General features: G+C 58.6%; 15 protein-coding genes. 7 read left to right on the top strand and 8 right to left on the bottom strand.

Annotated features, from left to right (window positions below):
- Positions 1-219: 219 nt before the first annotated feature.
- Together ACIOWE_RS11065 and ACIOWE_RS11060 are read right to left on the bottom strand one after the other, a co-directional pair.
- A complete protein-coding gene (locus ACIOWE_RS11065) occupies positions 220-978 on the bottom strand; it encodes an alpha/beta hydrolase family protein (protein WP_401390932.1) in 759 nt (252 codons plus the stop codon).
- Positions 968-2,077, bottom strand: a complete 1,110-nt coding sequence (locus ACIOWE_RS11060; RefSeq protein WP_401390929.1) for a DUF3182 family protein — start codon at positions 2,075-2,077, stop codon at positions 968-970. The genes ACIOWE_RS11065 and ACIOWE_RS11060 overlap by 11 nt, the downstream gene beginning before the upstream one ends.
- 490 nt (positions 2,078-2,567) lie before the next feature.
- Here ACIOWE_RS11060 and ACIOWE_RS11055 point away from each other — a divergent pair, with 490 nt between their 5' ends.
- From ACIOWE_RS11055 to ACIOWE_RS11030, 6 genes are all read left to right on the top strand, one after another.
- The gene (locus ACIOWE_RS11055) at positions 2,568-3,149 is read left to right on the top strand and encodes a YjfI family protein (protein ID WP_401390926.1); all 582 of its coding nucleotides are present in this window, start codon (positions 2,568-2,570) and stop codon (positions 3,147-3,149) included.
- Positions 3,150-3,166: 17 nt separating this feature from the next.
- The gene (locus ACIOWE_RS11050; RefSeq protein ID WP_401390923.1) at positions 3,167-3,865 is read left to right on the top strand and encodes a PspA/IM30 family protein; all 699 of its coding nucleotides are present in this window, start codon (positions 3,167-3,169) and stop codon (positions 3,863-3,865) included.
- Between the two features lie 207 nt (positions 3,866-4,072).
- Entirely contained in the window at positions 4,073-4,711 is a 639-nt protein-coding gene (locus ACIOWE_RS11045) for a DUF2491 family protein (protein WP_401390920.1), read from the top strand.
- A gap of 15 nt (positions 4,712-4,726) precedes the next feature.
- Positions 4,727-5,152, top strand: a complete 426-nt coding sequence (locus tag ACIOWE_RS11040; protein ID WP_103303757.1) for a DUF350 domain-containing protein — start codon at positions 4,727-4,729, stop codon at positions 5,150-5,152.
- 17 nt (positions 5,153-5,169) lie between these two features.
- A complete protein-coding gene (locus ACIOWE_RS11035) occupies positions 5,170-5,865 on the top strand; it encodes a DUF1190 domain-containing protein (protein ID WP_401390917.1) in 696 nt (231 codons plus the stop codon).
- A gap of 2 nt (positions 5,866-5,867) precedes the next feature.
- Positions 5,868-7,025, top strand: coding sequence for a glutathionylspermidine synthase family protein (locus tag ACIOWE_RS11030; protein ID WP_401390915.1), 1,158 nt, complete (start codon positions 5,868-5,870; stop codon positions 7,023-7,025).
- Between the two features lie 76 nt (positions 7,026-7,101).
- Here the strand turns inward: ACIOWE_RS11030 and ACIOWE_RS11025 are convergent, their stop codons facing one another.
- The 3 genes from ACIOWE_RS11025 to ACIOWE_RS11015 all read right to left on the bottom strand — a co-directional run bounded on the left by ACIOWE_RS11025 (position 7,102) and on the right by ACIOWE_RS11015 (position 10,519).
- The gene (locus ACIOWE_RS11025) at positions 7,102-8,307 is read right to left on the bottom strand and encodes an acyltransferase family protein (protein ID WP_401390914.1); all 1,206 of its coding nucleotides are present in this window, start codon (positions 8,305-8,307) and stop codon (positions 7,102-7,104) included.
- 277 nt (positions 8,308-8,584) lie between these two features.
- Positions 8,585-9,112 carry a single-stranded DNA-binding protein gene (locus ACIOWE_RS11020; protein WP_201236607.1) on the bottom strand — a complete coding sequence of 176 codons (528 nt, stop codon included), beginning with the start codon at positions 9,110-9,112 and terminating at the stop codon, positions 8,585-8,587.
- A gap of 9 nt (positions 9,113-9,121) precedes the next feature.
- On the bottom strand, positions 9,122-10,519 hold the full coding sequence (locus ACIOWE_RS11015; protein WP_401390910.1) for an MFS transporter: 1,398 nt from the start codon (positions 10,517-10,519) through the stop codon (positions 9,122-9,124).
- Between the two features lie 191 nt (positions 10,520-10,710).
- On the opposite strand from ACIOWE_RS11015, the gene uvrA reads away from it, so the two are divergent.
- On the top strand, positions 10,711-13,545 hold the full coding sequence (gene uvrA / locus ACIOWE_RS11010; protein WP_401390907.1) for an excinuclease ABC subunit UvrA: 2,835 nt from the start codon (positions 10,711-10,713) through the stop codon (positions 13,543-13,545).
- A 65-nt stretch (positions 13,546-13,610) separates the two neighbouring features.
- On the opposite strand, the gene bfr is transcribed toward uvrA, so the two are convergent.
- The 3 genes from bfr to ACIOWE_RS10995 all read right to left on the bottom strand — a co-directional run.
- Entirely contained in the window at positions 13,611-14,075 is a 465-nt protein-coding gene (bfr, locus tag ACIOWE_RS11005; protein WP_103303763.1) for a bacterioferritin, read from the bottom strand.
- A 149-nt stretch (positions 14,076-14,224) separates the two neighbouring features.
- Positions 14,225-15,679: a catalase gene (locus ACIOWE_RS11000; protein ID WP_401390904.1), complete on the bottom strand. Its 1,455-nt coding sequence runs from the start codon at positions 15,677-15,679 to the stop codon at positions 14,225-14,227.
- 240 nt (positions 15,680-15,919) lie between these two features.
- Positions 15,920-16,061: bL17 family ribosomal protein (locus ACIOWE_RS10995; RefSeq protein ID WP_397504654.1), on the bottom strand; the 142-nt coding region annotated here is incomplete at its 5' end.

Genomic DNA, 16,061 nt, shown 5'->3' with positions numbered 1-16,061 from the left:
AATTGTTGTTGAGACCGATGGCCCCATCGCGAGCAGGCTCGCTCCCACAGGTTGAATGCATTCCAAATGTGGGAGTCGCTGCGGATCGAGAAGAAACCTTCCTGAAATTGTTGTTGAGGCTGATGGCCCCTTCGCGAGCAGGCTCGCTCCCACAGGTTGAATGCATTCCAAATGTGGGAGCGAAGCTGCTCGCGAAGGCGGTTTGGAGAACACCACAACTCATGAAGACTGAATGATGCTCAACCGCTCACCCACGACCATCTCGGTAATCCAGTCCACCAGAATCGATGTGTAAGCCTGCTGCGAAACCGGCTCGCTCAACGCATGATCCGCGCCATCGATAATCCGATGGGTGAGCGAGTGCGTCTGCTGGCACGCCGCGCGATAACTCATGATCGTCGCGTGCGGTACGTAGTCGTCGGTTTCCGATTCGACCAGCAAGACATCCCCGGTAAATTGCGAACACGCGTGCAATGCACGGTTGGTGTCTGCACGCACCAGTGTGCCGCGATAATCACGCAGATCAGCCTTGTCCAGATCGCGTTTGGGCGTGTGCCATTGTTCGTCGCGATACAGCGCCGGGACCCGCAGTGCCAGCCAGCGCACCGGGCGCAAAGACGTCAGTATGGAAGCCAGATAACCGCCATAACTGGTACCGACCACAGCAATCGCCGACGTGTCGAGCGCCGGGTGCGAAAGCAAGCGGTCGTAGGCCGCCAGCAGATCGCGCAGATTGTCTTCGCGTGTCACTCGGCTCAATGAGATCCCGGTGCCGCCCGTGTGGCCGCGCAAGTCGAAGGTCAGGCATACACAACCCAGTCCGGCGATACCTTTGGCGCGCTCAAGGTCACGCTCCTGACTACCGCCCCAACCGTGGACAAACAACACCCCCGGCACCTTGGATTTGGGACTGAGAAAGGTCCCGCTCATCTGCTCGTCATCAATGTCGATTTGAATGCTTTCGCTTCTAGCCGTCATAAGATTTGACCGTTACGTATTTGAGGAGAAATTCGCTGTTCTCGGCCGGGCCGCGATACACCTCGATGGCCTCCGCCGGCAGCGGCTGATCGATATAGGTTTCCACCGAAGACACGCGTATCGCGCGCATCGTCGGGTCATTGACGAAACTTTGCAGCGCCGCCACTTCAGCGCTGCTGGCGCCGCCCATGCGCCAGGATTGTTCGAGCACGCCGCTGCGGGTTTTGCCATTGCTGTCCAACCCCTGGGCGATGTCGTAGTTGCGTCGCGAGGCGTAGAAGCGCGGGTAGGCTTCATCGGCGGCGCCATCGAAAACCTGCGCCTGCTCGATGGCCAGGCGCACAGCGTCGGGCAGATCCAGCGCCAGCAGATCCTCGTAGCCGCCCTGCACCACCAGTAGATTCGAGCCGCCGTAGACTTCTTCGCCGTGGGCGTCCTCGGTCAAGTATTGATCACCGCAGTAGCTGAGCACCTTGTCGCCGATGAATGACTGGCCGACGCTGTGAGTGATGACCTCACTCAAGTCCTGCTCCAGCACCACCCCCTCGCGAAACAGCTGCTCGGCTTCTGGCCGGGCAAGAATTTCATCGAAGGCGTCGAGGCTTTTGATCACTTCCTGACCGCGACCGGCACAGGCGTGAACCGGCTTCAACCGAATCGACCCGCTGTAAAGCAAATGCTCGGCAGCAGGCCGCGCATCCTCGAGGGAAAACACGCTGAGACCGTCGAGCACCACGTTGCGCACGCGTTCGGAAAACAGCGGCGACCAGCCTTTCGGCGCCTGAGCCAGGTGGCTGCGCAGGCCATGGCTGATGGCTTTGGTGCAGATGAAATCGTGTTCGACGTAACCTCCCCACAGATCATCCGGTCCTTTGATGCCGAGCTCGTGAGCCTTGGCCGCGCCGACTATCGTCTGCGTCGGTAATAGATACAGATCACGACCGCGATGTTTTTCAGGGTCGTAGCTGCCGCCGAATTTGAGCCCGAGAATCTGCGCCAGCCATCGGGCCAGAGCCTTGTTGGTCTGCACTTCATGCTGGGGCGCGGCGGCACGCACGGAGTGAGCAACGACCGTTTTCTTGCGGAGTGTCGGGGTCATGCGTTTCCCCTTTCAGCGGCGCGGTGAATGTAGTGCAGAGGGGTGCAGAGATCAGGCCAACGGGCGCGCCGGGAAAATCATCGAGGAATCAGAAGCTTGTCGAAAACGTGCTGGCATCACGCCTGTTTCAATCTGCACGACCGCCTGCAAAACCCCGGCAAATTGCACGATCCACAGCCCCCCACAGATCCATTTGTGGGAGGGGCTTGCTCCCGAAAGCGGTGTTTTGACTGGTGGAGTCACACCAAACCGCCCGGATACTCACTTTTGCAAAACCCTACGCCTGAGACCTTTCTGGCGTTTTTGCGGACGCCGAAAAAATCTCACGCGTGAGCCATTGATGGCATTTTGAATTGGTTGTAGTGTGCCTCACGCGTGAGATGTTCATAACGGAGTCATTGCCATGAAAAGCCCCTCCCCCGCGACTAAGTCAGGGAGCCCGAAGGGAGAGCGCTCGAAACCGTCCGCGAAGAAACCGTCGAGCTTCTATATGAAGCAGATGCGCGCGGGCCTGGCCGCTGCCGGTTATGTGAAACACGAAACTTGGGTGCTTCCCGAAAACCGAAGCGTGCTCAAGCAAATGGAGCAACAGCTACGCCAACCGATTCTGGCTGGCTCATTCATGTCGGAGAATTACATGAGCGCAGGCAACAACTGGAACATCGATAGCCTCTTCAACGCCCTCAAGGCACTGGATGAGGTGGCTTCGCAGGAGATCACGCTGTCGCTGATCCAGAGTTCCGAACCCAGCATCAAACTGGAAATGAATGAATTCGGCGGTCTGCCGATTCACATTGCCCTGGCCGGCGCCCAGATCATCGTCGACACCGTGCTGGTGGACATCGATTCGATCACCGACGTGCGCGCCTTCAACGATGCCGTGCTGCGCAGCCGGGAAATGTTCCCACTGTCGTCCATCGGTATCGAGTCGATGCCGAACGGACAGACTGTCTACAACATGTTTGGCGCCCTCAGCGCCGATTCGAGCCTGACCAACGTCGTCACCGAGGTAAAAACCCTGGTCGACAACGTGCAGCGCGCCAGCGAAGCCTTCGAACACTTCTTCAAGTAATCAACAGGGAATATCCAATGACTCAGTCCATCTGGAGCAAGTTGTTCACCGCACTGCGCGGCGGCGCCAATGAAGTCGGCGAAGCCATCGTCGATCAACAGGCCCTGCGCATCCTCGACCAGGAAATCCGTGACGCCGACACCGCGCTGTCGAACGCCCGCCGCGAACTGGTCACCATCATGGCCAAGCACAAACTGGCCGCCGACCGCGTGAGCGAGTACGACGCCAAGATCAAGGATCTGGAAGCCAAGGCTGTCGCCGCCCTGAACGCCGGTCGTGAAGACCTGGCGATGGAAGTTGCCGAAGCGATTTCGACCCTGACCAATGACCTCGATGCCGAGAAAAAACTGAGCGACGAATTCGGCACCTACGCCGAAAACATGCGCAAGGACATCAACAAGGCCGAAGCACGGATCAAGAGCCTGCGCCAGCAAGTGGACATGGCCAAGGCCCGTGACAGCGTGCAAAAGGCTCAGGTCAGCGCGTCCATTGCCAGCGGCGGCGCCAACGGCAAACTGGAAACCGCGGTCGGCACCCTCAACCGTCTGCAAGCCAAACAGCAGCAACGGGCAGCCGAGCTGAGCGCGGCGGACGAGTTGGCTGATGCGTCGACCGGCAACGACCTGGAGCGCAAATTGCGCGACGCCGGGATCACGCCGAACGAAGGCAGCGCGAACGCAATCCTTGAGCGCCTGAAGCAGAAGTCCGCTCAGTAGCACCTGGCTCTGTAGGAGCTGCCGCAGGCTGCGATCTTTTGATTCTGTTTTTACAAGCCAGATCAAAAGATCGCAGCCTGCGGCAGCTCGTACAGGTTTTTTGGGCTCGCAACATTTGTATTTGGCCTGCTCGTTCGTCGTGCAGCCCGGTACACTAGCGGCGCTTTTTTACGACGAACACCTCCACCCGCCTCAAGGAATGTACCCATGGGATGGTTTAAAGACTTGCTGGGCACTACCGCTGCGCCAGCGCCTACAGTCGCCGATGGACCACTCGGCATGGCGCAAGGCAAAGGTGTCAGGTTCGATTCGACCCTGACGTTGTTGCTTGATGGCTCGAGCTCGGTACGCGTACCTGTCGATCAGGCGATCTGGAGCGCCGGCTGGGTCGACCTCGGCCAATCGAACAAGCTGCGTCGCTACTACATGAATGACGAAGATTTCTGGTTGCAGATCCACGTCACCGGCGACGATCAGATCGAATCGGTCATCCTGTTCAACTACCTCAGTTACGTGACCGTCAACAGTGACGCCGAACTGCAGCGCCTGGCCGGCCCCAACAGTTCGATCGGCCTGCCGACTTACACCCACGAGGGCACCGAATACACCCGTGAGTGGGGCACCGAACAAGGTCAGACCGAACTGGTGCCGTTGACCGAGCAAGTGGTCAATCCCGACGAGAGTTACACCATCCAGCACCATTCGATGCTGTACGCCCGCGAGACCGGCCTGACCGATCGCCGCGAGCTGTTGCTGTTCTCGGTTGAACAGGACGAAGAAGGCACCGTCAGCCTGAGCACCTCGCTGGGCATTTCGTTGTACACGACTGACCTGAGCTCCATTTAACAAAGGAAGTTTTTCATGCTGGAAGTGCTGGCCGTTTCCCTGAACAAGACCGCTTTGACCGGTTTCGTCGTTTACTTGATCGGCGCCGTGCTGCTGTTCATGCTGTTTCAGTTTGTCTACACGCGCATCACCCCGCACAAAGAATTCGAGCTGATCCGTGCCGGCAACACTGCTGCCGCCATCGCCTTGGCGGGCGCGATCATCGGTTTCGCCATTCCCGCCAGCAACGTGATTGCCTTTTCGGTCAACGTCCTCGACTTCGTGCTCTGGGCGGTGATTGCCGCGGTTGTGCAACTGTTGGCATTCCTCGCCACGACCCTGGTGCTCAAGGGCACCTCCCAGCGCATCGCCAACGGTGAAATTGCCTCCGGCATCTACGTGGCCGCGGTGGCGATCAGCGTCGGCATGCTCAACGCTGCGTGCATGACACCGTCCAACTGATCGGCAGGAAGCCCTAGATGAAACGAAGCAAATACGTTCAGTTGTCCCTCGCGGCGTCGGTGGCCATGGCCATTTCCGGCGAAGCGGCGGCGGTGGATCAGCCACGCAACTTCCAGAGCGTCGAGCAATGCGTCGATGCCGAGGTGGCCGCCGATGTCTGCTCGAACGCCTATGTTGCGGCACTGACCGAACACCGGCGTATCGCCCCGGCGTACGACGACAAGACCAAGTGCGACGAGGATTTCGCCGCCAACTGGTGTCAGAAAAATCCCGATGGCCGCTTCGTGCCGAAACTCGGCGGTTTCAAAGTCCCCCAGAAAGCTGAAGCCGCGCAGGACCTCGACGCCATTGCCGATGCACCAATGCCGGCGGATGACACGACCACGACGCACGCGACCCAAACCACCACGCACTATTCCGGTGGCGGTGGTGGCGGGAATGGCTGGCTGAGCGGCTGGTTGGTCGGCAACGCGATGAGCAACAACTCGAACCGCACGGTTTACCGCGACCGCGATACGCGGCAGACCTACGACACCTCGACTCAAAACCGCAAAATCGAATCGGCGCCGCGCAGTCAACCGGATTACGAGAGCAGTAAAAGCAAACCGGTGAACGTTGCATCGTCGACCTCCCGCGGCGGCTTTGGCAGTCAGTCCAGCGCCCGCAGCGGTTGGGGTGGCTGGGGCAGCAGTTCCGGTCGATCGAGCAGCTGACGATGAAAAAGATCCACTGCGCCGAGCGCCCGGACTGGAAACAGACCGCCGAAAGCCTCGGCTTCATGTTCCACACCATCGACGACGAGCCCTACTGGGACGAGCGCGCGTACTACCAGTTCACCCTCGCGCAGATCGAAAACGATCTGGAGGATCCGACGACCGAACTGCACGAGATGTGCATGGACCTTGTCGATCGCGTCGTGCACAGCGAGGAGCTGCTGGATCGCCTGAGCATTCCGGCGTCGTACTACGACATGATCCGCACTTCCTGGCTGGAAGGTCATCCGCATCTGTACGGACGCATGGACTTTTCCTACAGCGGCAACGGCCCGGCAAAACTGCTGGAGCTCAACTACGACACCCCGACCAGCCTTTACGAAGCGGCGGCGTTCCAGTGGGGCTGGCTGGAGCAGTGCATCGAGCGCGGCACACTGCCGCGCCATGCCGACCAGTTCAACAGCATCGACACCAAGCTGCATCAGGCCTTCGCCGAGTTGCAACTGAAGCGGCCGTTCTATTTCGCGTCGATGAAAGACTCGGTTGAAGACAAAGGCACCACGGACTACCTGCGCCTGATCGCGGAAAAGGTCGGCATCGAATCGCGGCACATCGACATCGAAGACATTGGCCTGACGGCTGCCGGGCGCTTTGTCGACCTTGAGGATCGCTGGATCCCGCACCTGTTCAAGTTGCACGCCTGGGAGTTCATCTTCCACGAACCGTTCGGCGCGGCGATTGCCGACTGCGACACGCAGTTTTTCGAACCGCCGTGGAAGGCGATCCTGTCGAACAAAGGCGCGTTACCGTTGCTGTGGGAGCTGCACAAGGGCCATCCCAATCTGCTCGCGGCGCACCTTGATCCGAACCCGGCCAGCGCCGTGCCCAAGGGCTGGGTGCGCAAACCGTACTTTTCCCGGGAAGGCGCCAACATCGAGCTGCAAACCGCTGACGGGCTGATCGTCAAAGAAGACGGGCCTTATACCGATGCGCCGTTCATCCTGCAGGAATTTGCGCCGCTGCCGAAGTTCGATGACAGCTACACGCTGATCGGCTCTTGGGTGATTGGCGATCAGGCGGCGGGGATTGGCGTTCGTGAGGACAACAGTCTGATCACCAAGGATTCGAGCCGGTTTCTGCCGCATCTGATCCTCGACTGATCATCCAGGCGCAACAAATGCGCCCATGAAAAAGCCGTAGCGTTGAGGCGCTACGGCTTTTTTGTGTCTGCCTGGGCTACGACAGTTCAGTTGTACGCGTTGGCACCTGCGCCGGGACTTCTTGCCTGGCGGGTTCCGCTGAGGCGACCCCGGCCATTCGGCGACGGGAGATCTCCGCTCCCCGACGACGCAACGGTGTTTCGACAAACCGATAGTTCAATTCGCTGCACACCAGCATGATCAACAACGACGTGATCACGAGCTCAAGGGTGTATCCAGGGCCCAGCGTCGTACCACTGGCAGCAGCAACACGCGTCCAGATTTCGGTACTCAGGTGATAAGCGAAGATGTGCACGACGTACAACGCATAGGAACGCGATCCCAGCCATTCGAACAGCCCACGCAACAGCGCCGGGCAATAGATGTAGCCCTTCTGATAACTGGCCAGCCACACCGTGATCGCCGTAGTCACCGCCACCAGACCAAATGCGATCGGCACGTTGATCATTTGACCCGAGATAGCGCCCAGCATGTACAGCAGAAACAGCGTAACCCCCAAGCGCTTGAGGAGGCTGCCGCCGAGGGCGACCGGTTCGATTTCCTTGTACAGCGAGGATCGTGAGAACAAGCAGAGCACGATCCCCCACATCATGGCGTCCATTCGGAACGAGAACAGCAGGGGCGCAGGCGGCGCGCCGAAGCCGTTACGGTCAAAGCCGAACTGCAAGGCAATCAGCGCCAGCAAGATGATCAGACGCCAGCGCGTCGACGTGACCAACAGCAGAAACAACGGAAAGATGAAGTAGAACTGCTCTTCCAGCGCCAGGCTCCAGTACACCGAGTTAGGCCCCAGAAGCGTGCCGTGCAGGTTCGCCAGGTTGCCGGTGAAGGTGGCGACTGCGGTAAAACTGCGCAGATTGTCGAACCAGGACTGAAAGGCGTTCGACTGGTTGAAAAATATGGAAAACGCCAACGGTATCAGCACCCACAGCCAGGCTGTCGGGAGAAGACGATAGGCCCGTCTGATCCAGAAGGACGTGGCTGCAAGGCCGAACCGGTTCTGCTCACGGTTTTTGTCGAAGTAATCAAGGTAAGCCTTGCTGACGACATAACCCGAGATGCAGAAGAACAGATCCACCCCGGTCCATGGCGAATAGATGCTGAACACCTTCAGGATGTACATATCGTAGAACGGCAGCAGTTGCGGCAGATGGGTAAAGATCGTCATGACGATGGCCGCGCCACGCAGATACTCGATTTCCTTATTCTTGATACTGCTCATCGAATTCTCTTGTTGTTGTGAATGACCAGGCGCCTGATCGACAGGATCTGTTGCGGGTGAAATGAACACGCCTGCCCGTTGTCGGGACGGATCATGGAACGGCTTGCCCTCGCCTTCAAGGGCCTCCCCGAAACTTTAATGCCAACGGTTTGCAGCGGGCGAGCGCATTCACCGTGACGTGGCGTCGATGACAGAGGCATTTTCAGTCCGCCAAAACGACAAAACCCCCGCAATGCGGGGGTTTTGTACTCAAGCCAGACAACGGCTCAAGCGGGTATCAGAACGGGATATCGTCATCGAAGCTGTCGAAATCCGGAGCCGGTTGCGGTGCGGCCTGCTGTGGAGCCGGGGCCGAACGCTGTTGCGGAGCCGACTGCTGCGGACGCTGAGCCTGTTGGCGTGGAGCGGCCGGAGCGGACTGCTGGTAGTTGTTGCCACCGCCTTGTTGGTCGCCCTGTTGTGGACGGCCACCGAGCAGTTGCATGGTGCCTTGCATGTCGACCACGATTTCGGTGGTGTAACGCTTGATACCGTCTTTTTCCCACTCGCGGGTCTGCAGCTTGCCTTCAATGTAGACCTGCGAACCTTTACGCAGGTATTCGCCAGCGATTTCGGCGACCTTGCCGAACATCGACACACGGTGCCATTCGGTCTTCTCGACCTTCTGACCGGTTTGCTTGTCGGTCCATTGTTCGCTGGTGGCCAGACTCAGGTTGGTCACGGCGTTACCGTTAGGCAGGTAGCGAACTTCGGGATCCTGGCCGCAAGTGCCGACCAATATGACTTTGTTAACCCCACGGGCCATAACGTTCTCCTAAGCGCCGCAAGCAGCCTCGGCCGGGTTGTTCACCAGGCGTTCGAGGGTGTCGCGATCCACTAATTCTTTGTCCAGTTTGATGTAAACAGCCGCTTCATCAGCAACTATCACTGCATCTGTTACCCCCACGAGGGCCTTGAGGCGCTCGACCAGACCCGCTTCGCGGATCGCCTCGGGCGACAACGGCAAGCGCAGGCTCGTCACGTAGGGAGGTTCGCGCATGGTAACAGCAAAGGCCAGCCAGATGGCAGCCAGACCGGCACATCCGAGGAACACAACCGACAGACCGCCATGCTGAAACAGCCAGCCACCGAGAATCCCGCCGAGTGCCGAACCGAGGAACTGGCTGGTGGAATACACGCCCATGGCCGTGCCCTTCCCGCCCGCCGGTGAAACCTTGCTGATCAGCGACGGCAATGAGGCTTCCAGCAGATTGAACGCGGTGAAAAATACCACCGTGCCGATCACCAGCGCCCGCAAGCTGTCACCGAACTGCCAGAAGAATAGCTCAGTGAGCATCAGCGTCATGACGGCGCCAAGCAAAACTCGTTTCATTTTGCGTTTTTTCTCGCCATAGATGATGAACGGGATCATGGCGAAGAACGAAATCAGCAGCGCGGTGAGATAGACCCACCAGTGTTGCTCCTTGGGCAAACCGGCTTTTTCCACCAGCGCCAGAGGCAGCGCGACGAAGCTCGACATCAACATGGCATGTAACACAAAGATGCCCAGATCGAGGCGCAGCAGGTCCGGATGCTTGAGTGTCGGCATCAAGGCCTGACGCGCCACACCGGACTCACGATGCTGCAGAGGCCCGGTGGATTTGGGCACCATGAACATGATGATCAGGATACCGACCAGCGCCATGCCGCCGGTGGCCAGGAACAGGCCGGACAAACCGAATGCACGGGTCAGCAACGGCCCAACGACCATCGCCACCGCGAACGACAGGCCAATGGTCATGCCGATCATCGCCATCGCTTTGGTGCGGTGCTGTTCACGAGTCAGGTCGGAGAGCAGCGCCATAACCGCCGCAGAAATCGCTCCGGCGCCTTGCAGGATCCGGCCGGCGATCACGCCCCAGATAGAGTCGGCCTGGGAGGCCAGCACACTGCCGAGGGCGAAAACGATCAGCCCCAAGTAAATCACCGGGCGGCGGCCGATACGGTCGGAAATGATCCCGAACGGTATCTGAAAAATCGCCTGGGTCAGGCCGTAAGCACCAATGGCCAACCCGATCAGGGCCGGGGTCGCGCCCGCCAGATCCATCCCATAGGTTGCCAATACCGGCAACACCATGAACATGCCCAGCATACGGAAGGCGAACACCAGGGCCAGACCGCTCGCCGCGCGGGTCTCGCTGCCACTCATGCGTTCGCTGTGGGGATCGTGCATGGAAAAACCTCGTGTGAACCGGCGGCGATTCTACCAGTCCCATCGAAAGACGGGGTATATCGCGACGCTTTGCCACGCATAGATGAAACTCTATTCATGCAGCGCAAAAAACGCTGCGCTTGATAGTGTGCATCCATCCAGTATTTGCCCGTATACTCCTACGTTTTCGACGCCCGCCGAGCGAGGCCACTTTGGACAAGATCCTGATACGTGGGGCCCGTACCCACAACCTGAAGAACATCGACCTGACCCTGCCACGGGACAAACTGATCGTCATCACCGGCTTGTCCGGATCCGGCAAGTCGTCCCTGGCGTTCGACACGCTTTACGCCGAAGGCCAGCGCCGCTATGTCGAATCGCTGTCGGCCTACGCCCGGCAGTTCCTGTCGATGATGGAAAAACCCGACGTCGACACCATCGAAGGGCTGTCGCCGGCAATCTCCATCGAACAGAAGTCGACCTCGCACAACCCGCGCTCCACGGTCGGCACCATCACCGAAATCTACGATTATCTGCGCTTGCTCTATGCTCGCGTCGGTACGCCGCGCTGCCCGGACCACGACATTCCGCTGGAAGCGCAGACCGTCAGCCAGATGGTCGACCTGGTGCTGGCCCAACCGGAAGGCAGCAAACTGATGCTGCTCGCCCCGGTGATTCGCGAGCGTAAAGGCGAGCATCTGTCGGTGTTTGAAGAGCTGCGTGCGCAGGGCTTCGTCCGCGCCCGGGTCAACGGCCGGATCTGCGAGCTCGACGAGCTGCCGAAACTGGATAAGCAGAAGAAGCATTCGATTGATGTGATCGTTGACCGTTTCAAGGTCCGCGCCGACTTGCAGCAACGTCTGGCCGAGTCCTTCGAGACCGCACTGAAACTGGCCGACGGTATCGCCTTGGTGGCACCGATGGACGACGAGCCGGGCGAAGAAATGATCTTCTCTGCGCGTTTCGCCTGTCCGATCTGCGGTCATGCGATCAGCGAGCTGGAACCGAAGCTGTTCTCCTTCAACAACCCGGCCGGCGCCTGCCCGACTTGCGATGGCCTCGGCGTTAAACAGTTCTTCGATATCAAACGACTGGTCAATGGTGACCTGACGCTGGCCGAAGGCGCGATTCGCGGCTGGGACAGGCGCAACGTCTATTACTTCCAGATGCTGGGCTCACTGGCCTCTCATTACGGCTTCAGTCTGGAGGTGCCGTTCAACGAACTGCCTGCCGATCAGCAAAAGTTCATCCTGCACGGCAGCGGCTCGCAGAACGTCGACTTCAAATACCTGAACGACCGTGGCGATATCGTCAAACGCTCGCATCCGTTCGAAGGCATTGTGCCCAACCTTGAGCGCCGCTACCGCGAAACCGAATCGGCGAGCGTGCGTGAAGAACTGGCCAAGTTCCTCAGCACCCAATCCTGCCCGGATTGCCGTGGCACCCGTCTGCGTCGTGAAGCACGGCATGTTTGGGTGGGCGAGAAAACGCTGCCGGCGGTCACCAACCTGCCGATCGGCGATGCCTGTGAGTACTTCGCCGAGCTGAAGATGACTGGCCGTCGCGGCGAGATCGCCGACAAGATCCTCAAGGAAATCCGCGAGCGTTTGCAGTTCCTGGTCAACGTCGGGCTCGATTATCTGTCGCTGGATCGCAGTGCTGACACGCTGTCCGGGGGCGAGGCACAACGGATTCGCCTGGCCAGCCAGATCGGTGCCGGCCTGGTAGGTGTTCTGTACATTCTCGACGAACCGTCCATTGGTCTGCATCAGCGCGATAACGACCGACTGCTCGGCACGCTCAAACATCTGCGCGACATCGGCAACACGGTGATCGTTGTCGAGCATGACGAAGATGCGATTCGTCTGGCTGACTATGTCGTGGATATCGGACCGGGCGCCGGTGTGCATGGTGGTCAGATCGTTGCCGAAGGTACGCCGGCCGAAGTCATGGCCCATCCGGACTCCCTCACCGGCAAATACCTGTCGGGCCGGGTGAAGATCGAAGTGCCGGCCAAGCGCACACCGCGCAACAAGAAGCAGGTTCTGGCCCTCAAGGGCGCGCGCGGCAACAACTTGCGCAACGTCGATCTCGAGATCCCGATCGGCTTGCTCACTTGCGTGACTGGCGTATCCGGTTCGGGCAAATCGACGCTGATCAACAACACGCTGTTCCCGCTGAGCGCCACTGCACTCAATGGCGCGACTACGCTGGAAGCGGCGGCGCACGACAGCATCAAAGGTCTGGAGCATCTCGATAAAGTCGTCGATATCGACCAGAGCCCGATTGGTCGTACCCCGCGCTCCAACCCGGCGACTTACACCGGGCTGTTCACGCCGATCCGTGAGTTGTTTGCTGGCGTGCCTGAGTCGCGCTCCCGTGGTTACGGCCCGGGGCGTTTCTCGTTCAACGTCAAGGGTGGTCGTTGCGAAGCATGCCAGGGCGATGGCCTGATCAAAGTGGAAATGCATTTCCTGCCGGACATCTACGTGCCGTGCGACGTGTGCAAGAGCAAGCGCTACAACCGCGAAACCCTTGAGATCAAATACAAGGGCAAGAGCATCCACGAAACCCTCGAGATGACCATCGAGGAAGCCCGGGTGTTCTTTGACGCGGTGCCGGCGCTGGCGCGTAAGCTGCAAACGCTGATGGATGTCGGCCTGTCGTACATCAAGCTCGGGCAGTCGGCCACGACTCTATCTGGCGGTGAAGCGCAGCGGGTCAAGCTGTCTCGAGAGCTGTCCAAACGCGACACCGGCAAGACCCTGTACATCCTCGATGAGCCGACCACCGGTTTGCACTTCGCCGACATCCAGCAATTGCTCGATGTGCTGCACCGCCTGCGCGATCACGGCAACACCGTGGTGGTGATCGAGCACAACCTGGACGTGATCAAGACCGCCGACTGGCTGGTGGATCTTGGTCCGGAGGGTGGCTCAAAAGGTGGGCAGATCATTGCCACCGGCACGCCAGAGCAAGTGGCCGAGATGAAGCAATCTCACACCGGCCATTACCTCAAGCCGTTGCTGATCCGCGATCGGGCTTAAACGCCGGCCATGAAAAAGCCCCTGTCACTTCATCAGTAACAGGGGCTTTTTTGTAACTGCAGCAATCAGGTATGGGATTGCAGGTAGTTCTCGAGACCGATCAGCTTGATCAGGCCCAACTGCTTTTCCAGCCAGTAGGTATGATCTTCTTCAGTGTCGTTGAGCTGAACCCGCAAGATCTCACGGCTGACGTAGTCTTTGTGCAGTTCGCACAGTTCAATGCCTTTGCACAGCGCGGCGCGAACTTTGTATTCGAGGCGCAGATCCGCTTCGAGCATCTCCGGCACGGTAGTGCCGACATCCAGATCGTCCGGACGCATGCGTGGCGTGCCTTCAAGCATCAGAATGCGGCGCATCAACGCATCAGCGTGACCGGCCTCTTCTTCCATTTCATGGTTGATTCGCTCGTAGAGCTTGGTGAACCCCCAGTCCTCATACATCCGCGAATGAACGAAATATTGGTCACGCGCGGCCAGTTCGCCGGTCAGCAACGTGTTGAGGTAATCGATAACGTCTGGGTGGCCTTGCATCGCCCTACATCTCCCTGCTTGAAAGTCTGTAGTTTGAACCAACATGACTGGAAGGTCACTCACTTAGCGCAATAAAAGCGAAGATATTCTTAGAAAAGCAGCCTAAATAACGCAAAAACCGCCCAAATGAGGGCGGTTCTGCTTCTCGTTTAGACTTCGTTAAGCTGTACGTTGAGCAGCTTTGCGATTGCTTCTCCATACGCCGGATCGGCCTTGTAGAAATGCTGCAACTGGCGATCGACGACATCACTGGAAACACCGCCCATCGCACCAGCGATGTTGCTCACCAACAGCGCTTTTTGATCGTCGCTCATGAGACGGAACAGCGCGCCGGCATGGCTGTAGTAATCGGTATCTTCACGGTGATCGTAACGATCCGCCGCACCGCTCAGCGCCAACGCCGGTTCAGCGTAATGCGGCGCTTGCTTCGGCGATTCGATATAGCTGTTCGGCTCGTAGTTAGGCGCTGCACCACCGTTGCTGCCGAAAGCCATCGAGCCATCGCGCTGGTAGGTATTCACCGGACTGCGTGGTGCGTTGACCGGAAGTTGCTGGTGATTGGTACCGACACGGTAGCGGTGCGCATCGGCGTAAGCGAACACGCGGCCCTGAAGCATGCGATCTGGCGACAGACCGACGCCCGGCACCATGTTGCTTGGGCCGAATGCGGCTTGCTCGACTTCGGCGAAGTAGTTGAGCGGATTACGGTTCAGTTCAAGCTCACCGACTTCAATCAGCGGAAATTCTTTCTGCGACCAGGTCTTGGTTACGTCGAACGGGTTCTCGTAGTGCGCCGCCGCTTGGGCTTCGGTCATGATCTGGATGCACACGCGCCATTTTGGGAAGTCCCCGCGCTCAATGGCTTCGAAAAGATCGCGTTGTGCGTAATCAGGATCGATGCCCGCCAAGCGTGCTGCGTCGGCTGGCGCGAGATTCTTGATCCCTTGCTTAGTCTTGTAGTGCCACTTGACCCAATGACGCTCGCCTTGAGCACTGATCAGGCTGTAAGTGTGACTGCCAAAGCCGTGCATGTGACGGTAGCCGTCCGGGATGCCGCGATCGGAGAACAGAATGGTCACCTGGTGTAATGCTTCAGGCGAATGCGACCAGAAATCCCACATCATTTGCGCACTTTTCAGATTGCTCTGTGGGAGGCGTTTCTGTGTATGGATGAAGTCCGGGAATTTCAGCGGATCACGGATAAAGAACACCGGCGTGTTGTTGCCGACGATGTCCCAGTTGCCTTCTTCGGTATAGAACTTCAATGCGAAGCCACGTGGATCGCGCTCGGTATCAGCGGAACCACGCTCACCACCCACGGTGGAGAACCGCAGGAACGTCGGAGTCTGCTTACCGACGGATTCGAACAGCTTGGCGCTGGTGTATTGGGTGATGTCCTGAGTGACAGTGAAAGTACCGTAAGCACCCGAGCCTTTAGCGTGTACACGACGCTCAGGGATGTTTTCACGGTTGAAGTGAGCAAGCTTCTCGATAAGATGAAAGTCATCGAGCAGCAACGGGCCACGAGGGCCGGCGGAGCGAGAATTCTGGTTATCAGCGACAGGTGCGCCACTGGCGGTCGTAAGCGTTTTGATCTGGCTCATACGTTCTTCTTCCTCTGTCAGTCTTGAAACTGCCGGCTAATCGGCTTGCTGGGAAGTATTGATCATCCATGTGACAGCCACAAATTCATTAACTTGCAGACATCGATAGATAATTACTAATTATGTTTCCCAGCACATAGTGACAACAGAAAGGTGTCGGAAGCTTGTACGAACAGCGCATTTTCTTGCAGACACAAAAAACCGGGCACTAGGCCCGGTTCTTTGTTTCAGACTGACGTCTTACTCGGCGGATACAGCTTCGCCAGCAGTAGCACGATCAACCAACTCGACGTACGCCATAGGCGCGTTGTCGCCAGCGCGGAAACCGCACTTGAGGATGCGCAGGTAGCCACCCTCACGGGTAGCATAACGCTTGCCCAGG

This window comes from Pseudomonas sp. NPDC087598, assembly GCF_044743525.1.
In the GTDB taxonomy this organism is placed as follows: domain Bacteria; phylum Pseudomonadota; class Gammaproteobacteria; order Pseudomonadales; family Pseudomonadaceae; genus Aquipseudomonas.
The sequence above is the reverse complement of the archived record's forward strand: the minus strand, read 5'-3'. Positions and strand labels throughout refer to the sequence as shown.